The sequence below is a fragment of the Gammaproteobacteria bacterium genome, from assembly GCA_034522055.1.
In the GTDB taxonomy this organism is placed as follows: Bacteria; Pseudomonadota; Gammaproteobacteria; order JAABTG01; family JAABTG01; genus JAABTG01.
The window spans coordinates 700,291-722,249 of the sequence record JAXHLS010000006.1 but is presented as its reverse complement, the minus strand read 5'-3'; the positions used below and the strand labels follow the sequence as shown (position 1 = coordinate 722,249).

At 68.0% G+C, this 21,959-nt stretch carries 17 protein-coding genes; 9 read left to right on the top strand and 8 right to left on the bottom strand.

All coding sequences use genetic code 11. The features are described from left to right. The first annotated feature begins 99 nt into the window (after positions 1 to 99). Both U5S82_22115 and U5S82_22110 read left to right on the top strand, forming a co-directional pair. Positions 100 to 681 (top strand): thioredoxin family protein, encoded by a 582-nt coding sequence (locus tag U5S82_22115; GenBank protein MDZ7754257.1) that lies wholly within the window; start codon positions 100 to 102, stop codon positions 679 to 681. A gap of 11 nt (positions 682 to 692) precedes the next feature. Continuing rightward, positions 693 to 1,067, top strand: coding sequence for a DUF423 domain-containing protein (locus U5S82_22110; protein MDZ7754256.1), 375 nt, complete (start codon positions 693 to 695; stop codon positions 1,065 to 1,067). Positions 1,068 to 1,074: 7 nt separating this feature from the next. Here the strand turns inward: U5S82_22110 and U5S82_22105 are convergent, their stop codons facing one another. Further along, complete coding sequence (locus U5S82_22105; GenBank protein ID MDZ7754255.1) at positions 1,075 to 1,869, bottom strand: ABC transporter permease; 795 nt, start codon at positions 1,867 to 1,869, stop codon at positions 1,075 to 1,077. Between the two features lie 2 nt (positions 1,870 to 1,871). After that, positions 1,872 to 2,783, bottom strand: coding sequence for an ABC transporter ATP-binding protein (locus U5S82_22100; protein ID MDZ7754254.1), 912 nt, complete (start codon positions 2,781 to 2,783; stop codon positions 1,872 to 1,874). 96 nt (positions 2,784 to 2,879) lie between these two features. Here U5S82_22100 and U5S82_22095 point away from each other — a divergent pair, with 96 nt between their 5' ends. Beyond that, positions 2,880 to 3,713, top strand: coding sequence for a spermidine synthase (locus tag U5S82_22095; protein MDZ7754253.1), 834 nt, complete (start codon positions 2,880 to 2,882; stop codon positions 3,711 to 3,713). Positions 3,714 to 3,930: 217 nt separating this feature from the next. Here U5S82_22095 and U5S82_22090 read toward each other — a convergent pair whose 3' ends face one another. Genes U5S82_22090 through U5S82_22080 form a run of 3 tightly spaced genes read right to left on the bottom strand, consistent with a single transcriptional unit; the run spans position 3,931 to position 8,944 of the window. Beyond that, the gene (locus tag U5S82_22090; protein ID MDZ7754252.1) at positions 3,931 to 4,761 is read right to left on the bottom strand and encodes a hypothetical protein; all 831 of its coding nucleotides are present in this window, start codon (positions 4,759 to 4,761) and stop codon (positions 3,931 to 3,933) included. 5 nt (positions 4,762 to 4,766) lie between these two features. Then, positions 4,767 to 7,853, bottom strand: a complete 3,087-nt coding sequence (locus U5S82_22085) for an efflux RND transporter permease subunit (GenBank protein MDZ7754251.1) — start codon at positions 7,851 to 7,853, stop codon at positions 4,767 to 4,769. Continuing rightward, entirely contained in the window at positions 7,850 to 8,944 is a 1,095-nt protein-coding gene (locus tag U5S82_22080; GenBank protein ID MDZ7754250.1) for an efflux RND transporter periplasmic adaptor subunit, read from the bottom strand. Before U5S82_22080 ends, U5S82_22085 begins: the two co-directional genes overlap by 4 nt. Positions 8,945 to 9,525: 581 nt before the next feature. Here U5S82_22080 and U5S82_22075 point away from each other — a divergent pair. Continuing rightward, positions 9,526 to 9,840, top strand: a complete 315-nt coding sequence (locus U5S82_22075; protein ID MDZ7754249.1) for a hypothetical protein — start codon at positions 9,526 to 9,528, stop codon at positions 9,838 to 9,840. A 122-nt stretch (positions 9,841 to 9,962) separates the two neighbouring features. Here the strand turns inward: U5S82_22075 and U5S82_22070 are convergent, their stop codons facing one another. From U5S82_22070 to U5S82_22060, 3 genes are read right to left on the bottom strand one after another with little or no spacing between them, the layout of a single operon-like run. After that, on the bottom strand, positions 9,963 to 11,645 hold the full coding sequence (locus tag U5S82_22070) for a tetratricopeptide repeat protein (GenBank protein MDZ7754248.1): 1,683 nt from the start codon (positions 11,643 to 11,645) through the stop codon (positions 9,963 to 9,965). 37 nt (positions 11,646 to 11,682) lie between these two features. Continuing rightward, positions 11,683 to 13,563, bottom strand: coding sequence for a CRTAC1 family protein (locus U5S82_22065; protein ID MDZ7754247.1), 1,881 nt, complete (start codon positions 13,561 to 13,563; stop codon positions 11,683 to 11,685). A gap of 4 nt (positions 13,564 to 13,567) precedes the next feature. Then, on the bottom strand, positions 13,568 to 16,339 hold the full coding sequence (locus tag U5S82_22060) for an aspartate phosphatase (protein ID MDZ7754246.1): 2,772 nt from the start codon (positions 16,337 to 16,339) through the stop codon (positions 13,568 to 13,570). A 182-nt stretch (positions 16,340 to 16,521) separates the two neighbouring features. Here U5S82_22060 and U5S82_22055 point away from each other — a divergent pair, with 182 nt between their 5' ends. The 5 genes from U5S82_22055 (at position 16,522) to U5S82_22035 (ending at position 21,803) form a co-directional block, all read left to right on the top strand. After that, positions 16,522 to 17,016 (top strand): MarR family transcriptional regulator, encoded by a 495-nt coding sequence (locus tag U5S82_22055; protein ID MDZ7754245.1) that lies wholly within the window; start codon positions 16,522 to 16,524, stop codon positions 17,014 to 17,016. A gap of 182 nt (positions 17,017 to 17,198) precedes the next feature. Next, a complete protein-coding gene (locus U5S82_22050; protein ID MDZ7754244.1) occupies positions 17,199 to 17,405 on the top strand; it encodes a dodecin in 207 nt (68 codons plus the stop codon). Between the two features lie 24 nt (positions 17,406 to 17,429). Next, positions 17,430 to 18,971, top strand: a complete 1,542-nt coding sequence (locus tag U5S82_22045) for a BCCT family transporter (protein ID MDZ7754243.1) — start codon at positions 17,430 to 17,432, stop codon at positions 18,969 to 18,971. A gap of 76 nt (positions 18,972 to 19,047) precedes the next feature. Then, positions 19,048 to 20,487, top strand: coding sequence for a TldD/PmbA family protein (locus tag U5S82_22040; GenBank protein ID MDZ7754242.1), 1,440 nt, complete (start codon positions 19,048 to 19,050; stop codon positions 20,485 to 20,487). Continuing rightward, positions 20,487 to 21,803 carry a metallopeptidase TldD-related protein gene (locus U5S82_22035; protein MDZ7754241.1) on the top strand — a complete coding sequence of 439 codons (1,317 nt, stop codon included), beginning with the start codon at positions 20,487 to 20,489 and terminating at the stop codon, positions 21,801 to 21,803. The genes U5S82_22040 and U5S82_22035 overlap by 1 nt, the downstream gene beginning before the upstream one ends. The last annotated feature ends 156 nt before the right edge of the window (positions 21,804 to 21,959 follow it).

Genomic DNA, 21,959 nt, shown 5'->3' with positions numbered 1-21,959 from the left:
GGGTGGCAGCGTCAGTGTGACTCATTCTCCGGGGCCCTTTCTTTCGCGCCCCGCTCGCTGCCATTAGAATAGCGTCATTATCCAATACCGGAGAACGACATGGCACGTACGTATTCCACAATGCTGGAATTGGGCACTCCCGCCCCGGATTTCAAGCTGCCCGACACCAGGGGCGATACCGTATCCTTGGCCGACTTCGCGGATCGTCCGGCGCTGCTGGTGATGTTCATCTGCAACCACTGCCCCTACGTGAAGCATCTGCGGGACGGGCTCGCGGCTTTCGGCCGGGAATATCAGGAGAAAGGCCTGGGCATCGTGGCCATCTCCGCCAATGATATCACCACTCACCCGGACGACAGTCCAGAGAAAATGGCGGAAGAGGCCGCCGCCGCCGGCTACACCTTTCCCTATCTCTATGACGAGACCCAGGCCGTGGCTCAGGCCTATCACGCCGCCTGCACCCCCGACTTCTTCCTGTTCGACGGCGATCACCGCCTGGTGTACCGCGGCCAGTTCGACGACAGTCGCCCCGGCAACGGCCGTCCCGTGACCGGGGCCGACCTGCGGGCCGCCGCCGACGCCGTATTGGCGGGCCGGCCGGTACCCGAAGGACAGATCCCCAGCATGGGCTGCAACATCAAGTGGCGGGCCGGCAACGAGCCGGAATACCACGCCGCCTGAAGGCGCCGGCCATGAACCATCTGCTGGCCGGCGCCATCTGCGCCTTCCTGGCCGTGGCCCTGGGCGCCTTCGGCGCCCACGGCTTGTCCCAACGCATCGACGCGGATCTGCTGGAGGTCTACCACACCGCCGTCGATTACCACATGTTCCACAGCCTCGGCCTGGTGGCCGTGGGTCTGCTCCAGCGCCACACCCCCTCGAGTGCGGCACGCTGGGCAGGGGCCTTGTTCCTCGCCGGCATCGTGGTGTTCTCCGGCAGTCTCTATGTGCTGGCCGTTTCGGGCGTGCGCCAACTGGGCATGGTGACGCCGGTGGGCGGTGTCGCCTTCCTGGCCGGCTGGATCGTCTTCGCCTTCGCCGCCCATGGCAAACGGGCCGGATCCTGAGCCCGCTTCAGGCCTTGATGCCCACCCCCCTGCGCAACAGCCACACCGCGATGAAGGCGAACACCCCGTTGAAGGCGATGATGACGGCCAGGGAAAAACCCACATCCACGTCGCTCGTACCCAACAGCGCGTAACGGAAGGCGTTCACCATATAGAGGATGGGGTTCAGGGCGGACACGTCCCGCCACAACGCCGGCAGGATCTCCACCGAGTAGAACACGCCCCCCAGGTAGGTCAGGGGTGTGAGGACGAAGGTGGGGATGATGGAGATGTCGTCGAAGGTCTTGGAGAACACCGCGTTGATAAACCCGCCGAGGGAGAACAGGCTGGCGGTGAGCAGCAGCACCAGGGCGGCCAGCCAGGGTTGCTCCACCCGCACCTCGGTGAAGGCCATGGCTACCGCGCCGACGATGAAGGCCACGACGATGCCCCGCGCGATGCCGCCGCTCACGTAGCCGGCGACGATGATCCACGGCCGGATGGGGGCGATGATCATCTCTTCCACGTAATGCTGGTGCTTGGTGCTGAAGAAGGAGGCCACCACGTTGCCGTAGGCGTTGGTGATCACCGCCATGAGGATGATGCCGGGGACGATGTAGTCCATGAAGGAGATCCCGTTCACCGGAGGCAGGTTCTTGCCCAGCAACTCGCCGAAGATGATGAAATACAGGCCCATGGTGATGGCCGGGGGCACCAGGGTCTGGATCCAGATGCGCATGAAGCGGACGATCTCCTTGATGAAGATGGTCCTGAAGGCGACCACTTCGGTATCCATGGGCAGGAGTGAACGCCGGTGCGCCATGGCTATTTTCCCACCAGCCCCATGAACAGCTCTTCCAGGCGGTTGGCCTTGTTGCGCAGGGTCTGCACCCGGATCCCCATGGCGTCCAGGCCGCGGAACACACCGTTGATATCGCGTTCGTTTTCCACGTCCACCTCCAGGGTGTGGGTATCCACCAGGCGCGTGGCATAGCCCTCCAGCTCAGGAGCCATGCCCAGGGCCTGATCCACGCTGAGGACGAAGGTCTCCCGGTGCAGCTTGCGCAGCAGGGTCGCCATGTCACCGTGCTCGATGATCACGCCGTTGTCGATGATGGCGACGCGCCGGCACAGGTTCTCCGCCTCTTCCAGATAGTGGGTGGTGAGGATGATGGTGGCGCCCTGGCGATTAGTCTCGCGCATGAAGCGCCACATGGATCGCCGGATCTCGATATCCACGCCGGCGGTGGGCTCGTCGAGGATGAGCAGCCGCGGTCGATGGACCAGGGACCGCGCGATCATGAGCCGGCGCTTCATGCCACCGGACAGGGTGCGCGCCACCGCGCGCCGCTTGTCCCACAGGCCGAGTTCCACCAGGGCCTCCTCCGCTCGTGCCCGCGCCTCGCGCCGGGGGATACCGTAGTAGCCCGCCTGATTGATGAGGATTTCCTCTACCGGCTCCCACACATTAAAATTGAACTCCTGGGGCACCAGCCCGATGCAGGCCCGCGCCGCCGCCCATTCCTTCTCGATATCGTGACCGAAGACCTCCACCGTACCCGATGTCCTGTTGACCAGGGAGCAGATGATGCCGATGGCCGTGGACTTGCCCGCCCCGTTGGGGCCCAACAGGGCGAAGAAGTCGCCCTCGGCCACTTCCAGATCGATACCCCGCACCGCCTCCACGCGGTTGCGGTAGATCTTCTTCAGTCCGGCGAGTTTGAGGGCGGGAACCACGATGTCTGAGTACCCATGGGCGGTGTGGATGAGGGGACGGGACTATACCGGGATCACCCTGCCCTCTCCAGGGCGGTACGGGATGGTAGCCGGGCCATGATGAAATACGGCGGCGAGGTGGTCTTCAGGACTGATGGTCCCCACGGTCTCCTGGAGATCGTGGACGAGCAGCTCATTCGTTCCCTGCACTTCGGCGATCCCACGCGCCAGAGCAGCATGCTGCATGCCCACCCCGCGGTGCTGGTGCTGCCCTATACTCAGTACATGCTGGCGACCCTGCTCTTCGACCCCCAACCACGCCGGGTGCTGCTGCTGGGCCTGGGGGGCGCCTCCCTGCCCCGCTTCTTCGCTCATCGGTTCCCTGCGGTCATCATGGACGTGGTGGAACTGCGGGACGATGTCATCGTGGCCGCCCGGCGTTTCTTCGGCCTGCCCGACTCGCCCCGCATCACCGTGCACCACGACGACTGTGCACGCTTCCTCGCCGACGCCGAGGCCGGCTACGGAGACTACGACCTGGTATTGATGGATATCTACGACGACCGGGGCATCGTCCCCCTGGTGGAGGACCGGACCTTCCTCGGCCATTTGGTTGGCCGCATGTCCGCGCACGGCATCCTGGCGGGCAATCTGTCACAACTGCAACGCCCCCTCCTGCGGGGCAGCCTCAGGGCCATACGGGAAACCTTCGGCGGCGATGTGCTGCGCCTGCCGGTACGCGATAAGGGCAACGAGATCGTCATCGCCACCACCCGGGCCACCCTGGATCCCACGGCCCCCGAAGCCGCCCGGCGGGCCGCCGGCCTAAAGGAACAACTGGGGCTCGACTTCCCCGCCTTCCTCGGCGCCATGGAGCCCTACCGCATCCCCCTGCTGGACCGCATCAAGGGGCGCCCGCGCCGGGGCAACCGCCGGCGCGGCTCGAAGTGAGCTCGCCCCGTTGACTCTCATGGCGATACGCGCCGCCCGAGATGATGAAAGAGGAGCGCGTATCGCCATGTTCGTTCCCTCACCCCATCCCTGTACTCCGGGCATCCTGCCCTTCGCCCTGCGGGCCGCGCCAAGGCGCGTTCAAATCCGTTCCCGACGGATTTGTCCCAGAGGGAGAGGGGGAGTTCGTGCTTCGCGACTTTCACGTTAAAGGGCCTCAGATGGCCCGCAGGCCGTAGTCCACGAAACGGATGTGAATGGCGGGTGCCAGCTCCAACTTGATGCCCGGGAAGTCCCGCAGCAGCTCCTTGGCCTCTTCCAGGGAACGGGGCCGGCGTTCCGCCAGCTCATCGAGATACTCGGGGGCCGCCAGCAGTTCCTCGAAGTCGATGGCCATGAGGGTGATGCGGGGGCCGTCCCGGTGGGTGGCGTCGGTCTCCAGTACCGTGCCCTCCACCTGCACCGCCATGGCCACCCGCAGCCCCTTGAACAGCTCCCCTAACTCGGCCCGCAGGGCCTCGGGACCGGGGCCACCGGGCCTGTCTTCGGGCGGCCGGGGCTCGACTTCCCTGCCGCCGCGATCCGGGAACATCACCGTCAACTCCGCCGGCGGGCCCGGCGAGAAGTCGAAGGTGATGTGCTCGGCGCCGCTCAGCCTTCGCGTGCCGGCGCCGGCTCCGGGAGCCAGATTGCCGGGATTCTGGTTGATGCGCAGGGCCCTCACATCATCGAAGGCGTAACGGGCCACGTAGCCTTCGGCATCGTCCCGGCGCCGCTCCTGCATGTCCACCAGCCGCACCCCCGGGCCCATGGCCTCGGCCCGCGCCGCCATATCCTCCTCATCGGGCATCACGAGACTACGCCGTTTTCCATCGCCCCCCAGCCCCTCGGTGAGGGCCCGCAGGGGCGCGACGAGGCGCTCGCTCACCATGACTTTCTGGGTCACGGTGCCGGAGCCGTCGGTCCGCACCTGGATCAGGGTGTCTACATCCACGCATCCACCGAGCAGCAGCACCCCAAGGGCCAGCAGCACAGACTTGAGTGCCATGGGCATCAACGGGCCTCCTGGGGTGCGGCGTCTGCCACGGACTCGTCCCCTCCGGCGTCGGCGTTACGCACCCGCGCCAGCTTCACATAGACGGCAGGCACGACGAACAGGGTGAACAGGGTGCCGATGCTGAGGCCCGTGGCAATCACGAGACCGATGTGAAAGCGACTCACCGCCCCCGGGCCCGAGGCCAGCAGCAGGGGCACCATGGCCATTACCAGGGCCGCGGTGGTCATGAGGATGGGACGCAAGCGGATGGCCGCGGCCCGCTCCACCGCCGCACGCCGGTCCAGATTCTCCTTCAACTGCAACTGGTTGGCGAACTCCACGATAAGAATACCGTTCTTGGCGATGACGCCGATGAGGGTAATCATCCCCACCTGGGTATAGATGTTGATGGTGGCGAAGCCGAGCGTCAGGAAGGCCATGGCCCCCGCAATGGACATGGGCACCGACACCAGGATGATGAAGGGGTCACGCCAGCTCTCGAACTGGGCGGCGAGCACCAGGTAGATCACCAGCAGGGACATGAAGAAGGTGACGACGAGGGCGCTGCCCTGCTGGGTGTACTGGCGGGACTGGCCGGTGTAGTCCCAGGTCACATTGGGGGGCAGGATCTGGCGGGCCTCGCCCTCCAGGTAGCCAAGGGCATCGCCCATGGATACCCCCGGCGCCATCACGCCCTCCACGATGATGGAGTTGAGCTGCTGGAACTGGGTGCGCTTGCTGGGCTCCACCGTGTGCTTCAGGGAGACGATGTTACCCAGGGACACCAGTTCCCCGGCGGCCGAGCGCACGTAGTAGTCATCCAGCTGCTGGGGGGTCAGGCGCTCTTCGCGGGCCACCTGGGGTATGACCTTGTAGCTGCGCTCCGCCAGGCTGAAGCGGTTGATATAGCCATCCCCCACCATGGTGGACAGGGCCTGCCCTATATGCGCCATATCGATGCCCAGGGCCCCGGCGCGGTCGCGGTCCACCACCAGGGTGGTGCGGGGGCGGCTCAACTCGATGCTCTTCTTGAGGAAGATGAAGTTGCCGCTGCCCATGCCGCGGCCGATGAGCTGGTCCGCCAAGCCCTGCAACTCCTCGTAGTCGGCGTCGGACACCAGCACGAACTGGAACGGCAGCCCCCGTCCCGCTCCCGGCAGGCTGGGGCGTGGGAACACCGCCATCTGGAAGCCCGCCACCGATTGCAGCTTGCCCTGGATCTCCGGCTGCACCTCCATCTGGGAGCGCTCGCGCTTGGAGGGCTGCTCCATCTTGAAGCCGCCGAAGGTCACCGTGGGATCGCCGCCGAAGCCCACCAGCAGGAAGCTCTCGTGGTACTCGGGCACGGACTCGAAGAGCTTCAGGGTCTCCCGGGCATAGACCGCGTTGTACTCGGTGGTGGCGGTCTGGGGCGCCACGGCCTGGAAGAACAGGATGCTCTGATCCTCCGTGGGGGCCAGCTCGTTGGGGGTGGTGACGAACATGAAATAAATGCTCACCAGCACCACGGCACCGAACAGCAGGATCACCGACGGGGTCTCCAGGGCACTGTGGAGGGCGCCCTGATAGCGGTCCGCCAGCCAGGTGAAGAAACGTTCCACCAACCTCTCGAAGCGCCCGGCGTTGCCGTGGGCCTTGAGGGTCATGGAGCTCAGCATGGGCGACAGGGTCAGGGCCACCACGCCGGAGATGAGCACCGCCCCGGCGAGGCTGAAGGCGAACTCGCTGAACAGGGTACCCACCAGGCCACCCATGAAGCCGATGGGCGCGTACACCGCCACCAGGGTGGTGGTCATGGCGATGATGGGCAGGGCGAGTTCCCGCGCGCCCATGATGGCGGCATCGAAGCCGCTGCGGCCCTCCTCGATGTGGCGATGGACGTTCTCCACCACCACGATGGCATCATCCACCACCAGACCGATGGCGAGCACCAGTGCCAGCAGGGTCAGCAGGTTGATGGAGTACCCCAGCATCAACATGAGAAAGGCGGCGCCGATGAGGGACAGGGGCACCGCCACCGCCGGGATGATGGCCGCCCGCACGGTGCCGAGGGACAGGAAGATCACCGCCAGCACGATGAGCACCGCCTCGCCCAGGGTCTTGAACACCTCCTTGATGGAGTCGCTGATGAAGACGCTGGCGTCGTACGGGATATGCACCTCGAGGCCCGTGGGGAGCTGGCTCCTGAGGTCCGGCAGCAGGCCCCGCACCCGGTCGGCCACGTTCAGGGGATTGGCCCCCGGGGCCTGCTCGATGCCCAGGAAGATGGCCGGGATGCCCTTGTACATGGTGGTGGTGTCGTAGTCCTCGGCCCCCAGCTCCACCTCGGCGATGTCCCGCAACCGCACCAGGGTGTCGCCGCGGGTGGCCACCACCAGGTTCTGGAAGTCCTCGACGTTGCCCACGTCGGTGGTAGCCGACAGGTCGATGGCCACGTTGTAGTCCTTGACCTTGCCCACCGCGGCCAGGAAGTTATTGCTGCGCAGCACCTCGGCCACCTCGGGGCCGCTGACATTCAGGGCCGCCATGCGCTCGGGGTCCAGCCACACCCGCATGGCGAAGGTCTTGTTGCCGATGAGTTCCGCCTTGGCCACCCCCTGCAGGGCCTGGAGTTTGGGCTGGGCCACCCGCAACAGATAATCGGTGATCTGGGACAGGGTCATGGTCTCGCTGTAGAAGGCCATGTACATCAGGGCCGTCGGATCGCCGGTGGAGACGTCGATCACCGGGTCCTCGGCCTCCGCCGGCAGGGTGTTGAGCTGGCTCGCCACCTTGGCCTGGATCTCCGCCACCGCGGCGTTGGGGTCGTAATTGAGGCGCATCTGGGCCTCGATGGTGGAGCGCCCCTGGACGCTGGTGGCCGACAGGTAGTCGATGCCGTCGGCCTCGGCGATGGCCTGTTGCAGGGGCGTGGTCACGAAGCCCTTGACCAGGGCGCCGTCGGCGCCGGGATAGGCGGTGGTGACGGTGATGACGGTGTCGCTGGTCTCCGGATACTGGCGGATCTCCAGCATGGTCAGGGAGCGCAGCCCGAGCACCAGGATGAGCAGGCTCAGGACGCTGGCGAGCACCGGACGGTGGATGAACAGATCGGTGAATCTCATTTGCCCAGGGGCTCCCCGCCCGGCATCACCTCGTTGTCTATCTCCACGGCCTGGCCGTTACGCAGCTTGACGTGGCCGGCCACCACGATGCGCTCTCCGGCCTCCAGGCCCTCCACCACCTCCACCTCCTTGGGCCGCACCGCCCCCGTGGTGATCTGGCGGCGCTCGGCCGTGAGCTGGCTGTCCTGTTCCTCGACCACGAACACCGAATCGCCATAGGGGGCGTAACTCACCGCGCCCCGGGGAATGGTGACCACGTCCGGCCGCGCCTCCAGCAGCACGGCAGTCTGGACGAACATGCCGGAGCGCAGGCGTCCCTCGGGGTTGTCCACGGTGGCTCGCAACCGCAGGGTGCGGGTGGCCACGTCCACGCCCGGATTGATGGCACTGATCTGCCCGACAAAGCGCTCTCCCCCCAGGGCCTCGGCGGTCACCGCCACTTGCCGGCCCACCGCGACCAGGCCCAGATGCCGCTCGGGCAGGGCGAAGTCCACGTAGATCGGGTCGAAGTCTTCCAAGGGCACGATGGCGACCCCCGGTTCCAGGAACTGGCCCACATCCACCAGACGGATGCCGAGGCGGCCGGAAAAGGGCGCCCGCACCTGCTTCTTGGCGATCTGGGCGCGCTTGACCGCCACCTGGGCGGTGGTGTTGTCCAGCTCCGCCTTGGCCTCGTCCACATCGGCCTCGGACACGGACTGGTCCGTCACCAGACGGCTGACGCGCCGGTAGCGAATGCGAGACAGCCGCTGCTCGGCCAACAGGCCCTCGAGCTCCGCTCGCTCGACGCTATCGTCCTGGGTCAGGAGCACGTCGCCCTCCTCCACCGCCTCACCGGATTCGAAGGCGATGTCGCGCACCACCCCCGCCAACTCCGCGGTGACGTCGATGCCGTTGGCGGACACCAGGGTGCCGATGGCGTTCAGCTCCGGCTGCCATGGGGAGCGTCCCACGGTGTGCACGGCCACAGTAGCGGGGGGCGGGCCCTGTTGCTGGGCCGCAGCCTGCTGCTGCTGGTAATGCTTCCAACCGAAGATGCCTCCGAATATCGCAGCGAGGAGTGCGAGGACCAGCAACAAACGAACGAACATGGGTTACACCTTGAGAGAGGACGCCGCCGACCGGCGACGGGCCGTTGATTTCCGTCTCCTGACGGTCCATGTCCTGCGGCTCCAATTGCCAGCGCCACGTGCCGGCGTCGCCCTATGGACCGGGATGATTTCTCCACGCTAGCAACATTCTATCTTTCTAGCAAGATAGTAAGATCGTGGCATTACGCGGATATTGCACCGCTTCACGAAGCAACCGATGACGCCCCATCAGTGATTGCAATATGGGGCCCCTGGTCGGTGCGTATGGCGGGGCGGGCGTGACTGCAATGTTATTGATCCAACTCAATGAGCGAATATTAACCCGACTATGCAAAGGGGTTAAGCTAGGACCGTAGTGAAGCGGTGCCTGAGCATGGGCAGGCGGCTTTGGCATGTTGACGGAACTCAATGTCTGGGGCGCCCTCGATGCTCAACATGATGGCGTGACGCCGATACCCGGCGTCTCGAATGAACAGGGAGGGCACGCTCGGGCATGACCCAGTGCCGGGTCGCGGCCCGCGGCAGGCATAGCGGGCGCGCGGGCCTGCCCTCGAGATCACTCGAAAAGGGAGGTAATCGTCATGAAGAAGTTTGCAGGCATACTAAGTGGAATCGCCCTCGCCGCCGCGCTGGCCTTGACCGCAGCCCCCGCCAGCGCATGGTGGGGCAATGGTTGGGGCGGCCCGTGGGGCGGTGGGCCCTGGTACGGTTATCCCTACCATGGTTACGGCTATCCCTATGGTGGCTACGGCTATCCCCACGGTGGCTATGGCTACCCCTATGGGGGATGGGGCCATCCCTATGGAGGCGGGGGCTACCCGGCCTGGGGCGCTCCCTATGGCTACGCGCCCACCGTGGTGCAGCCGCAGCAGCAGGCCACGGAATCCCAGAAGTAAGCCCAGAAGTAAGCCGTAGGGTCCAAGGCGATAAGACGGCGGCCTCGTGCCGCCGTTTTTATGCCCGCCGTCTTACCCGCGCGGGAGAGGTGGCTCTCCCACCCATGACCAGGGTCGGGTGACTAATAGGGCACCGGCGCCGGGTATTCCATCATCATCAGCCTCACGTCGGTACGGGGCGGTTGCAGCACCGCCGTCTCGTCGTACCAGCTGGCCGCGGGCAGACGCTCCTGCCGGTATGCCTCCCGTGCCGCCTCGACCGGCCCGGCCAGGGACGGGGCCGTCCACAGCAGGGCGGGCAACGCCTGCTCCTGCAACTCCAGCGCCTGCGCAAAGGCGCCCACCGCGGCAGCCACCAGGGCCTGGAGTTCCACGTGGGGTGGAACGAAGGCCTCCTGCACCAGCGCGTTGACCAGGCGGCGCGCCCGCTCCGAGTCCCGCAGCGTGGGGGGCTCGGCGAGCACCAGCAGGCGGATGAGGGCATAGCGCAGGGCCTGGTCCTCGGGATGGGCATCCACCATGGCCTCCAGCCGGGCCAGGGCCGCGGCGTCGATCATGCCGGCACGCTTGCGGGCCAGCAGCCCGTAGAGCCGGGCGGGCGGGATGTCGGGGTTGGCCTCCAGGGCGGCGGCGTAGTGGCGGGCGGCGGCCGCGTAGTCGCCGGCGGTATAGAGCCGGTTCGCGAGACAGAAGTGGGCACCGTAATGGGCGGGATCGAGTGCCAGCACCCGCCGGTAGCGCGCGACCGCCCGTTCCGTCTCGCCGCCATGCTCGCGCACCAGCGCGCTGAGGAATAACGCCAGGGTATGGTCAGGGGCGGCGGTGAGTGCGCTCTCCAGCTGGGCCCGAGCACTATCCGGATCGCCGGCAAGGAACAGCGCCCGGGCATGGCTCACGCGGGCATCGATGTTGTCCGGCTGGATCTCGAGGCCCCGGGCGAAGGCCGCGGCCGCGGCCGTGAAATCCCGCTCCCGGCCGGCCCGCAGGCCCTCCGCGAAGTGGCGTCGCGCACCCTGATCGAGGGCCGCCAGTTGTTCTGCCAGGGGGTCCTCGGCCGGCGGCAGGTGCCCGCCCCGGCGGGCCATGTGAGCGCGTGCCGCCGCATCCGCGCCCGTCGCCCGCAGGGCGCGGGCCAGGGGGTAGTGGGCCGCGTCGGCCTCCGGTGCCAGCTCCAGCACCTCTCGCAACCGCGGTATGGCGACCTCGGGGCGGCGCCGCAGGAGGTCGATCTGAGCCAGGTGGAGGAGGGCCCGGGGCCGCAGCCCTTCCACAGCCCCCGCGCGCTCCAGGGCGGCCGCCGCCTCATCGAGGCGGCCCAGCTCCAGCAGGCTCTCGCCGCGACGCAGACTCAGGGGCGGATAGTCGGGGCGCAGCGCGCGGGCCTTTTCCAGGCGCTCCAATGCCGTGGCATGACGGCCTGCGGTCGCCGCCAGGCGGGCCGCGTAGTAGGCCCAGCGGAAGCGCTCGGGCTCGAGGGTCATGGCGTTCCCGTAGCAGGCCTCCGCCGTGGTGGTGAGGCCGTGGACGTGGTAGAGGGCCCCGAGGCGGCCATAGGCCTCCCCCAGGGCATGGGCCGCGGCGTTCGCGTCATCCAGCAGGCGGGCCGTCGCCTCGCGCTGGTTGTCCATGGCCTCGCGGGCCGTGGGCTCGGCCCCCGAGAGATCGCTCTCGGCCACTGGTTCCAGGCGCTCACCCCAGGGGGACGGCAGTTCCGACAGGGCGTCGGCGAGGGCCGCCATGGGCAGCCAGCACAGCAGGAGCATGGCCTGCCACGGCGGCAGGCCCCTGCCGGCGACGGCGGCCACCCGTCGGTCGTTCCCAAAGGTGCGCCCGGCGGCCAACCTAGTCGGCCTCCGACCGTGGCTGGGCGGCGACCGCGCCGCCGGGATCCGAGCGGCGCCGGACCACCAGGGTGGTATCCACTGCCGGTACGGACACCTCCTGGCGAGCGCCGTCGGGCCAGATCACCACCAGGCGGTCCACCTGCCGGCTGGTGCCGAGGCCGAAGGTGACGGGTAACTCCACCTGGGACATGAAGCTGCGGGTGCGCGTCACCCGGCGGTACTGGGTAGTGCCGGCCGTGGTGAGTTCCAGGCGGGCGCCGATGGCGGCGCGGTTGGCGCCGCCATCCTCCAGCCGCACCCGCAGCCAGTGATGACCGCGGTCCTGAACATTGCGGAACAGGCGGGCCGCGCGGCCGTTCTGGACCACCACCAGGTCCAGGTCGCCATCGCCATCGATATCGCCGTAGGCGGCCCCGCGCCCTACCAGGGGCCGCGCCAGGTCACCGGCCTCGGCCACTGGCCGAAAGCGGTTGTCGCAGGCCGCGCCGCAGTTCCAGAACAGCTGGGGCGGTTGGGCGTAGTGCTGGCTCGGCTGGACCTTGTTGATCTCGTGCTCCAGGTGGCCGTTGGCCTGGAACAGATCCAGGCGGCCGTCGAGATCGGCATCGAAGAAAAACACCCCGAAGGTGAGTGCCAGCCGGGTATCCGCTCCCAGCCCCTCCAGCATGGCCTCGTCGGCGAAGGGTGCGCGACCGTCCGCGGTGACGAACAGGGAACTCATCTCGTTGGCGAAGTTGCCGATGACGATCCCCAGCTCGCCGTCGTTACGGAAATGCGCGGCATCGATTCCCATGGCACCGGTGGAGCGGCCGTTACGGTCATAGGCGATGCCCTCGAACTCGCCCACCTCCTCGAAGGTACCGTCGCCGCGGTTGCGGTAGAGAAAATTGCGCACGGTGTCGTTGGCCACCGCCAGGTCCGGCCGGCCGTCACCGTCGTAGTCCACCACCACCACCCCCAGGCCCTTGCCCACCGGGGTGCCTGAAACCCGATCCTTCACCTCGATGCCGGCTTCCCGGGACACATCCCGAAAGGTCCCGTCACCCTCGTTACGGAACAGACGGTTGTCGGCGCCCACAAAGTGGTTAGGGGCACCGTAGGCCCGCCCCAGCCCGGTGAGCCGGAAGCCGATGGCGAGATCGTCGGCCCGCGACCAGCGCACGTAGTTGTTGACAAAGAGGTCGAGGTCGCCGTCGCCATCGTAGTCGAAGAAGACGGCGCTGGTGCCCCACTCGCTCTCGCCTCCCGCGACGCCGGCGGCGCCGGTCACGTCCTCGAAGGTGCCGTCACCACGATTACGCAGGAGACGATTGGGGCCGAGGCAGGTGATGTAGATATCCGGCCGGCCGTCGCCGTCGTAATCCCCCACCGCGACGCCCATGCCATAGTCGGAGAAGGCCAGTCCGGCCTCCTCGGTGACGTCGGTGAAGCGTCCGTGACCGTCGTTGGCGTAGAGGGCATGGCGCGGGGTGCCCTGCGCCGGGCGGTCCGGCCAGTGGCGCGAGTTCACCAGCAGGAGGTCCTGATCGCCGTCGCCGTCGTAGTCCAGGAAGGCCACGCCGCTGCCGATGGTCTCGGGCATCAGGCGCTCGCCGTAGGCGCCGTTGACGTGGTGGAAGGCGATGCCGGCGGCCTCGGTGACGTCGGTGAAGGGAATGGCCGGCACCTCGCCGGTGACGGGCGCCGGGGGCGCCTCGGGGGGAGCGACCTCGGCCTCTATCACCGGCTCCGGTGCGGGTGCCCGCATGCGCTGCCACAGCACCGCCGTCGCCACCAGCCCCGCGATGACCGCCGCCGCCAGCAGCGATACCAGCAGCGCGTTGCGGACCTTCCTCTCGGCCACCGTAGGCCCGCTGCCCCGTCTGCGCTCCGTCACCATCCGATCACTCCGCACGGCGCGCCAGGCGGGCGGGGGCGGCCAGCCCGTGCGCCCCGGGACGCTGCAGATCATAGACGGCGGTCGCCTCCGCGGCGTGGTCGGCGGCGGGGTTGCGGCGACGATGGGCGGCCACCGCCGCCGCAACGGCGTGGTCGTTCGGGCGATAGCGGTCGTGCAGCTCGCGGTGGCGGGCGGCCGTCGCGGAGTCGTCCAGGGCGCTGTACACCAAAGCGAGGTTGTGGTGGGTGCCGGCGTTCTCCGGCTCCATGGCGAGGGCCTGTTCCAGGGCGTCCCGTGCCCGCGCCAGGAAGGCGGCACGCCGTGTCCGATGCTCGGCACCCCGTTCCCGGCGGGCCCGCTCGAACAGGGTGCGTCCCAACTCGTTCCACACGCGGTAGTCGCGGGAGAAGTCGAAGCCGCGCCGGCGGGCCTCCTCGAAGCGGGTCGCCACCAGCGCCTCGAGGCGGGCTATGGCACTATCCAGATCGCCGAACTCCCGTTCCACGCGGGCCGACAGCCACGCCACCACCCACGGCGGCGCCCCGGCCGCGGCGGCGTGCCCGAGATCGGCGGCAGCCTCCTCCAGGCGGCCCTCGCGATAGTGGACCCGCGCCAGGTTGGTGGCCCCGTGAGCGGGGTCCAGGGCCTCCACCTCGCGGAAGGCCGCCTCGGCCTGGCGCAGTTCGCGGCGCCCCTTGCTCAGCAGGCCGATACCGTAGTCGTTCCAGCGTTCCCAGGCCGCCACCTCACGGGACTGCTCGGGGACCCCGGGGGCGACGCCGGCCATCGGCAGGGTCACTCGGTCGGTGGCCAGGGTGGTGATGGGCAAGGGGTTGCCCGTGATCCCCTCTCCGTCCATGTGACCCATGAAACGGCTGTCGAACTTGCGGTACCGGAGCCGCGCCTCGATGGTGACGGGCGCGCTGACGTCGGGCGGCACCTCGAAGCCGTAATGCACCGTGGCCGCCGCGCCGGGTGGGACCTGATGGTCATAGAGGGCGGCGAAGATGTTGTGGGCATCGCGGCGCTCTATCCGGTTGCCGTGGCGGTCCACCAGATAGCTGTTGATGAAGTAGGACCATGGGTCCACCTCACCCTGCGGGTCGAGGGCGCCGCTGCGCCCGATGACGCGGCCGCCGCTGCTGACGGTCACGTCGAGCCACAACTCATTGGAGTCGGTGGTGCCCTGAGTGAGCTGGTGGCCGATGGCGAGGGTCCGCACCACCGCCTCGAGCAGATAGCGCCGGCCGGGCTCGAGTACGGGCAGGCGCGGGCGCAGCGGGGCGTGGAGTTCGCCGTCGATGTCGCCGTCGTCGCGGATCCCGAACAGGTCGAGGCGCGCCACCCCCTCCAGGAACTGCCGTCGCGCCTCCAGCGTCCACTCGGGATGGCCGAGCATGTGCGGCACGCCGGTGTTGGCGGCGCCGAACAGGTGGTCGTGAACCGTGCGGCGACCGTCACCCGCGAAGTCCCGGGCGGCGGGGTCGTCGGAGGGCAGCGGCCGCATGTGGCAATGGGCGCAATTGGGCACCGCCTGCTCGGGGTAGTAGAAACTGTCCACGCGGTGGCCCGAGACGCCGGAGAGCAGAAAGCTGTCGTAGTGGTTCTGGCCGCGCAACCACTTGTAGTGGTTGAGAGCGTAGGGCAGGTGCACCTTGTGGCAGGTGGAGCAGAACTCCGCCGTGCGGTGGGCCGGCTTGAGGAGCGTCGCCTTGTGAAAGGCCGGCTTGGCCTTGATGAGTTGGCGGTTGACGGCCTGGAGCAGCGGATTGTCGCTGGCGGCGAACGGATAACGGGGCGGATCGGCGAAGTCGTAGGCGCCGTTGCCCCGCGGACTGTTCACCGCCGTGATGGCATGACAGCCGAGGCAGCCGATCCCCACCGCGGCCCCCGGATCGGCGTCCGGGTCATAGTCCGGATTGTCGAAACGCCCCGAGAACAGCGGCACCTGGTCGTGGCAGACTGCGCACAACCGCGCGCCCTCCACATCGCCATCCCGGGCCATGAGTTCCTCGCGGGTGAGGTCGACGCTGAAACGGTAGGCCGGATTGTTGAAGGAGCTGAAGCGATGCATGCCCATGGCGGCCCGCTTGGCGATGTCTGCGTGGCATTCGGCGCACACCGCGTCCTGCATGAGGTGCCGGGCCGGGATTCGGGCCCCGGCGGTACGCACCAGGGCCGGCTCGTGGGCCGCCGTCATGACCGGCGGCTGGGAGCGGCTGGCCGCCTGTCCCCCGGCGAGGATCGCCGCGGCGGCCAGACCGGCAACGGCCCATGCGGCGCCCGCCCGCCAGCGCAGCGGCGGTCCCGCCAGACGGTGGACCACGAACAGCCATATCGCAGCGACGGGCGTCACCACGTGCACCCAGTAGGCCGTGCTCCGTAGCGCCGGGTCGTTGACCTCGAAGAAGCCGAAGCGGGTGAGCACCAGTCCCGACCCCAGCAGTACCAGCCCCGTGAGGAACAACAACGTGCCTGCGCCGATGGCGTAACGGTTGGGGCGGTGGCGGGCGCGGCGGAAGTGGAGCGCGCCGAAGACCAGGAACGGCGGCAGCAGAGCCAGCCCGAGCACCAGATGGGCAAGGAACATGAAGAGGTACAGTCGGTCCTGGTAGACCTTTTCCGTGGCGGCCTCCAGCGCCGTGATCCCCCCCAGGTACGCGCCATTGACGGCCAGCAGGCCAAACAGCAGGAAGACCACGGCGAGCAGGTGGCCCAGTCGCCGGCCGACGACCGGGGAGTCGAGGATGGTGCGGGTTACCGATGTGTGGTCCATTCCAGGGGCACGTGGCGCAATGATCCTTCCAGACCGCAGGCTCCCATTTTATAACCGCACGCCGGCCACCGAAAAATGACCTTGCTCAATGACGGGCACGGGGTGTCACCGGCCAATCGCGCCGAGAAACCGGACGAGCCGGATATCGCGCGATATCTTTCTGGCAAGATAGCAGTTCTGCTATGGTTGCAACGGTGACCGACAAGACCTCCATCGCCCAGATGCTCGCCGGCCTCGCCAGCGAATGGCCCGACGCGGCGCGGCGTGTCCATCCCGTTGTGCTGTGGCTGTATCGGGCCCGGGATTATCTTTACGACGACCTCGCCACCGTCCTCGCCCCCTTCGATCTGCTGCCGGCGGACTTCGACGTCCTCGCCGCCCTGCGCACCCAGCCCCCTCCCCGCACCCTGACACCCACGGTGCTTTATCGCTCCCTGCTCCTGAGTTCCGGTGGCCTCACCAAGATCCTGCATCGCCTCGAGGCGAGGGAGTTGGTGACCCGCCCGCCCAACCCCACCGACCGGCGCAGCCGGCTGGTGCGGCTGAGCCCCCAGGGCGAGCGTTTCCTGCAGGAGGCCCTGGATGATGTCATCGCCCACGAGGAACGCTTTCTGGCGCCCCTCGATGGCGCCGAGATCCGGGAACTCACCCGGCTGCTCAGCAAACTGGTTCCCTGATGGGTAACCGGTCCTCATGAACCGGCCGTTTCTGCCGTCGCCGCAGCAACATCCGTCAATGCCGGCCGAGTCGAGAAGGCGGACGGTAACAATCCGGGCGTAGCGGTGATAACTTTCTCGTGGGCGCCACGCCTTTCCGGCGCAGCCCACCCCACGCGTATAACGACGGAGGAGAGACCAACATGAGCGACAACGTATACAAGATCATCGAGATCGTCGGTTCATCCACGATCGGCACCGACGACGCCATCCAGCAGGCCATCGCGCGGGCGGCTTCCACCCTCAAGAATCTCGAGTGGTTCGAGGTGAAGGAGACCCGCGGGCACATCATGGACGGCAAGGTGGGCCACTACCAGGTGCGCTTGAACATCGGCTTCCGCCTCGAGTAACCCGCCCTTCCCGATATCCTGACGATGCCCTTCGTTGCCCGCATCCTCGAGGCCATGGAGCCGGCGGTCTTCATCGGCTCAGCCCTCGCCGTGGTGAGCTTCGTCACCTTCGGTAGCCTGTGGCCCGAAACCGCCTCGGACCTGTTCCACTCGATGCAGGGATTCATCGTGGAACGCTTCGGCTGGTTCTACGTGCTGACCGCCAGCACCCTGCTGGTGGCGGTGCTGTGGCTGATGGTGGGGCCCTACGGGCGCATCCGTCTCGGCGGCGAGGACTCCAGGCCCGAGTTCGGTTACCTGACCTGGTTTTCCATGATGCTCTCGGCGGGCATGGGCATCGGCATCGTCTTCTTCGGCGTGGCCGAACCCCTGCAGCACTTCGTGTCACCCCCCATGGGCGAAGGCGCCACCGATGCCGCGCGGCGCGAGGCCATGCGCTTCACCTTCTTCCACTGGGGGCTCCACCCCTGGGCCATCTACTGCGCCATCGCCCTACCCCTGGCCTATTTCCATTTTCGCCACGACCTGCCCCTGGCACCGCGTTCCCTGCTCTATCCCCTCATCGGCGAGCGCATCCACGGGCCCATAGGTCATGGGGTGGATATCCTCTGCACCGTGGGCACCCTGTTCGGGGTGGCCACCTCCCTCGGCCTGGGGGCCCTGCAGATCAATGCCGGGCTCCATCACATCGCTGGCGTGGAGCAGAGCCAGTCGGTGCAGATCGCCCTCATCCTCGGCATCACCGCCGTGGCCACGGTATCCGTGGTGAGCGGGCTCCATCTGGGTATGCGCTTCCTCAGCGAGTTCAACGTGGGCCTGTCCCTGCTGATCCTGACATTCGTCTTCGTGGCGGGCCCGACCCTGTACATACTCGATTTCTTCGTCACCAGCATCGGCTATTACCTGCAGAAGCTACCCCTGACCAGCCTGTGGGTCGAGCCCGGCGAGCAGGGCGGCTGGCAGACCGACTGGACCCTGTTCTACTGGAGCTGGTGGATCTCCTGGTCCCCCTTCGTGGGGGTCTTCATCTCGCGCATCTCCAAGGGCCGTACCATCCGGGAGTTCATCGCCGCCGCCATGCTGGTGCCCACGGTGGTGGTCTTCTTCTGGTTCTCGGTCATGGGCGGCACGGCCATACGGCTCTACGAGCAAGGCCACAAGGCGCTGGCCGACACGGCCGCGAACGACAGCGCCCTGGCCTTCTATGCCCTCCTGGAGCAACTGCCCCTGACCAGCATCCTCTCGGTATTGGTCACCCTGCTGATCCTCACCTATTTCGTGACTTCCTCGGATTCCGGCTCCCTGGTGGACGACATGGTGACCTCGGGCGGCCACCCCAACCCCCCCAGGGCCCAGCGGGTATTCTGGGCCGTGTCCGAGGGCATGGTGGCTGCCGTGCTGCTGACCTTCGGCGGCCTGCAGGCCCTGCGCGCCGCGTCCCTCACTGTCGGCCTGCCCATGTCCCTGTTGCTGCTGGTCGCCATGGCGGGCCTGATGCGGGCCCTGGCGGTGGATGCCGCCACTAAAGGGGTGCCCAAAAAACGCCGGCTGAAGAACGACGACTGAGGGGAAACCTTCCACCTCACGCGGCGTCGAATCCCTATCGTTACCCCATACCCTCACCCCGAGACGACGACCATCCATGGAAGCCCTGCTCGAAGAGAGCGCCCGGCGCTTTGCCAACCTGGCGCCCGCCGCCGACTACTGGTCCCTGCGCCTGGTGGCGGAACGCCGCAGCGCCCTGGCGGTGCGCCAGGACGTGGTGCTGCCGCCCTCCACCGCCGTCACCACGGGGGCCTTCGTCACCCTGACCCGATCCGGTGGCACGGGTTACGCCGCCACCAGTGACTTGAGCCCGGCGGGGCTCGCGGCGGCGGCGGCCGATGCCCGGACATGGGCGGATCTCACCGCCGGCCACGGCCTGGTGGCGCCGGCGGAGCAGGCCCGCAGCGCCCACCGGGGGCGCTACGAGACGACCGTGGCGCGGCCCTGGGACGACCTCTCCCAGGACGCGCGGATCGCCCTGCTCCAGGACGCCAGCCGCGCCCTCAAGGTCGATGAACGCATCGTCGACTGGCTGGCCTGGCTGGTGGGCCGCCAGGTGAGCACCCTGCTGGTGAGCGGCGACGGTGCCCATATTCTGCAGCGCTTCCATTTCATCGACCCGGGTCTGCGGGCGGTAGCCCATGCCGGCGCCCTGACCCAGGTGCGCACCGGCGGCGGCGCCCGGGGCTCCCGCCAGGGCGGCCTGGAGCAACTGGAACTGCTGGATTTCCCCGCCGCCGCCCCGCGGGTGGCGGAGGAGGCCCTGGCGCTGCTGGCGGCCCCCGAGTGCCCCTCCGGGCCCACCGACATCCTGCTCATGCCGAGCCAGATGACCCTGCAGATCCACGAGAGCATCGGCCATCCCCTGGAGCTGGACCGCATCCTCGGTGACGAGCGCAACTACGCGGGCACCAGCTTCGTCACCCCGGACATGTTCGGCCATTACCGCTACGGCTCGCCGCTGCTCAACGTCACCTTCGACCCCACGGTGGCCGGCGAGTCCGCCGCCTACGCCTTCGATGACGAGGGCCTGCCTGCCGAGCGGGTGCATCTCATCCGGGAGGGGATCCTCGAGCGCCCCCTCGGCGGCGCCACATCCCAGGCCCGCGCCGGCCTGCCGGGCACCGCCAACGCCCGTGCCTGCTCCTGGGACCGGCCGCCCATCGACCGCATGGCCAATCTCAACGTGGAGCCGGGCCATGGCGCCCTGGCCGACCTCATGGCCGGGGTGGAACGGGGCGTGCTGATGGACACCAACCGCTCCTGGTCCATCGACGACAGCCGCAACAAGTTCCAGTTCGGCTGCGAGTACGGTCGCCTCATAGAAGACGGCGCCCTCGGCGGGGTGGTGCGCAACCCCAACTATCGCGGCATCTCCGCCACCTTCTGGCGCAACCTCGCCGCCGTGGGCAGCGGCCTCGAGGTGCACGGCGTAAACAACTGCGGCAAGGGAGAACCCAACCAGATGATCCACGTCGGCCATGCCTCGCCCCCCTGTGTGTTCAGGGACGTCGAGGTGTTCGGAGGCGCTGGCTGATGAAGGATTATTTCTATCACCTGGGTGATGTCCTCACGGCGGGCCTGGAGGACGGGGAGGTGCTGCTGCTGGCCTTCGACGGCGAGGAGTCGGATTTCGTACGCTTCAATCAGGCCCGAGTCCGCCAGGCGGGCAGCGTCGTCCGTCGCAGCCTCGAGATCGACCTGATAGAAGGCGCGCGCCACGCCGGCGGGCGCGTGGAGCTGTCCGGCGATGCCGCCCAGGACCAGCCCCTGCTGATGGGGCTGCTGGCCGAACTGCGCCACCAGCGCCACCATCTGCCGGAAGACCCTTATATCCACTACGCCACCGGCGGCCCCTCGGGGGACCATGAGGTGGCCGCGGCCCTGCCACCGCGGGGGGAAGCCCTGGAGGCCATCCGCGGCGCCGCGGCGGGCCTGGACCTGGCGGGAATCTGGGCCGCCGGCACCCTCCACAGCGGCTTCGCCAGCTCCCTGGGCCAGCGCAACTGGCACACCCGGGCCAGCTTCAACCTCGACTGGAGCTGCCACCACACGGCCGACAAGGCCGTGAAGGCCAACTATGCCGGGCTGGAGTGGAACCCGGCGATGCTGGAGGCGCGCATGGCCACCGCGCGCCGGGAACTCGGGCTCATGGCGGGCCCGCCCCGCACCATCGAGCCCGGGCGCTACCGCGCCTATCTGGCGCCCCGGGCGATGCGGGAGCTGTTGTCCATGATGGCCTGGGGCGGCTTCGGCCTTAAGAGCCAGCGCACGGGCCAGAGCCCCCTGCTGCCCATGAGCGCGGCAGGGGCCCGTTTCGCCTCCACGGTCCACCTGGCGGAGCACAACGGGCGGGGCCTCGAACCGCCCTTCTCCCCCGAGGGCTTCGCCATCCCACCCCGGGTACCCCTCATCGACGGCGGCCGGTACGGCGAGAGCCTGGTGGGACCGCGCAGCGCCATGGAATACGGCCTGCCCGTCAACGCCGCCGCGGAGTTTCCCGGCTCCCTGGACATGGCGGCGGGCGAGCTGCCAGCGGCCGACGTGCTGGCTACCTTGGGCACCGGTCTCTATCTCAATGACCTGTGGTATCTCAATTTCTCGGACCGCAGTCGGGCGCGGGTCACGGGCATGACCCGCTTCGCCTGCTTCTGGGTGGAGGACGGGCGGAGCCAGGCGCCCCTCAACGTCATGCGTTTCGACGACACCCTGTTCGACCTCCTGGGGCCGCGGCTGGAGGGGCTCACCCGGGAGCGCGAACTGCTGCTGGACGCCGGCACCTACGGCGGGCGCTCCAGCCACAGTCACCTGCTGCCGGGCGCCCTCGTGAACGGCATGACCTTCACCCTTTAGGCTCGGCCGCGGATCCGTGGGTGAATGTCTCGCTCGCGACGAGCGCCAACTCTATGATCTGCATAGACAAAGGGTGGCGGCGCGGCACACCTTCGGGTTGGTTTTTCCGCAACGAACCATAGGCTCTCGCCAAGAACAAGGGATGGGGGGGGATGA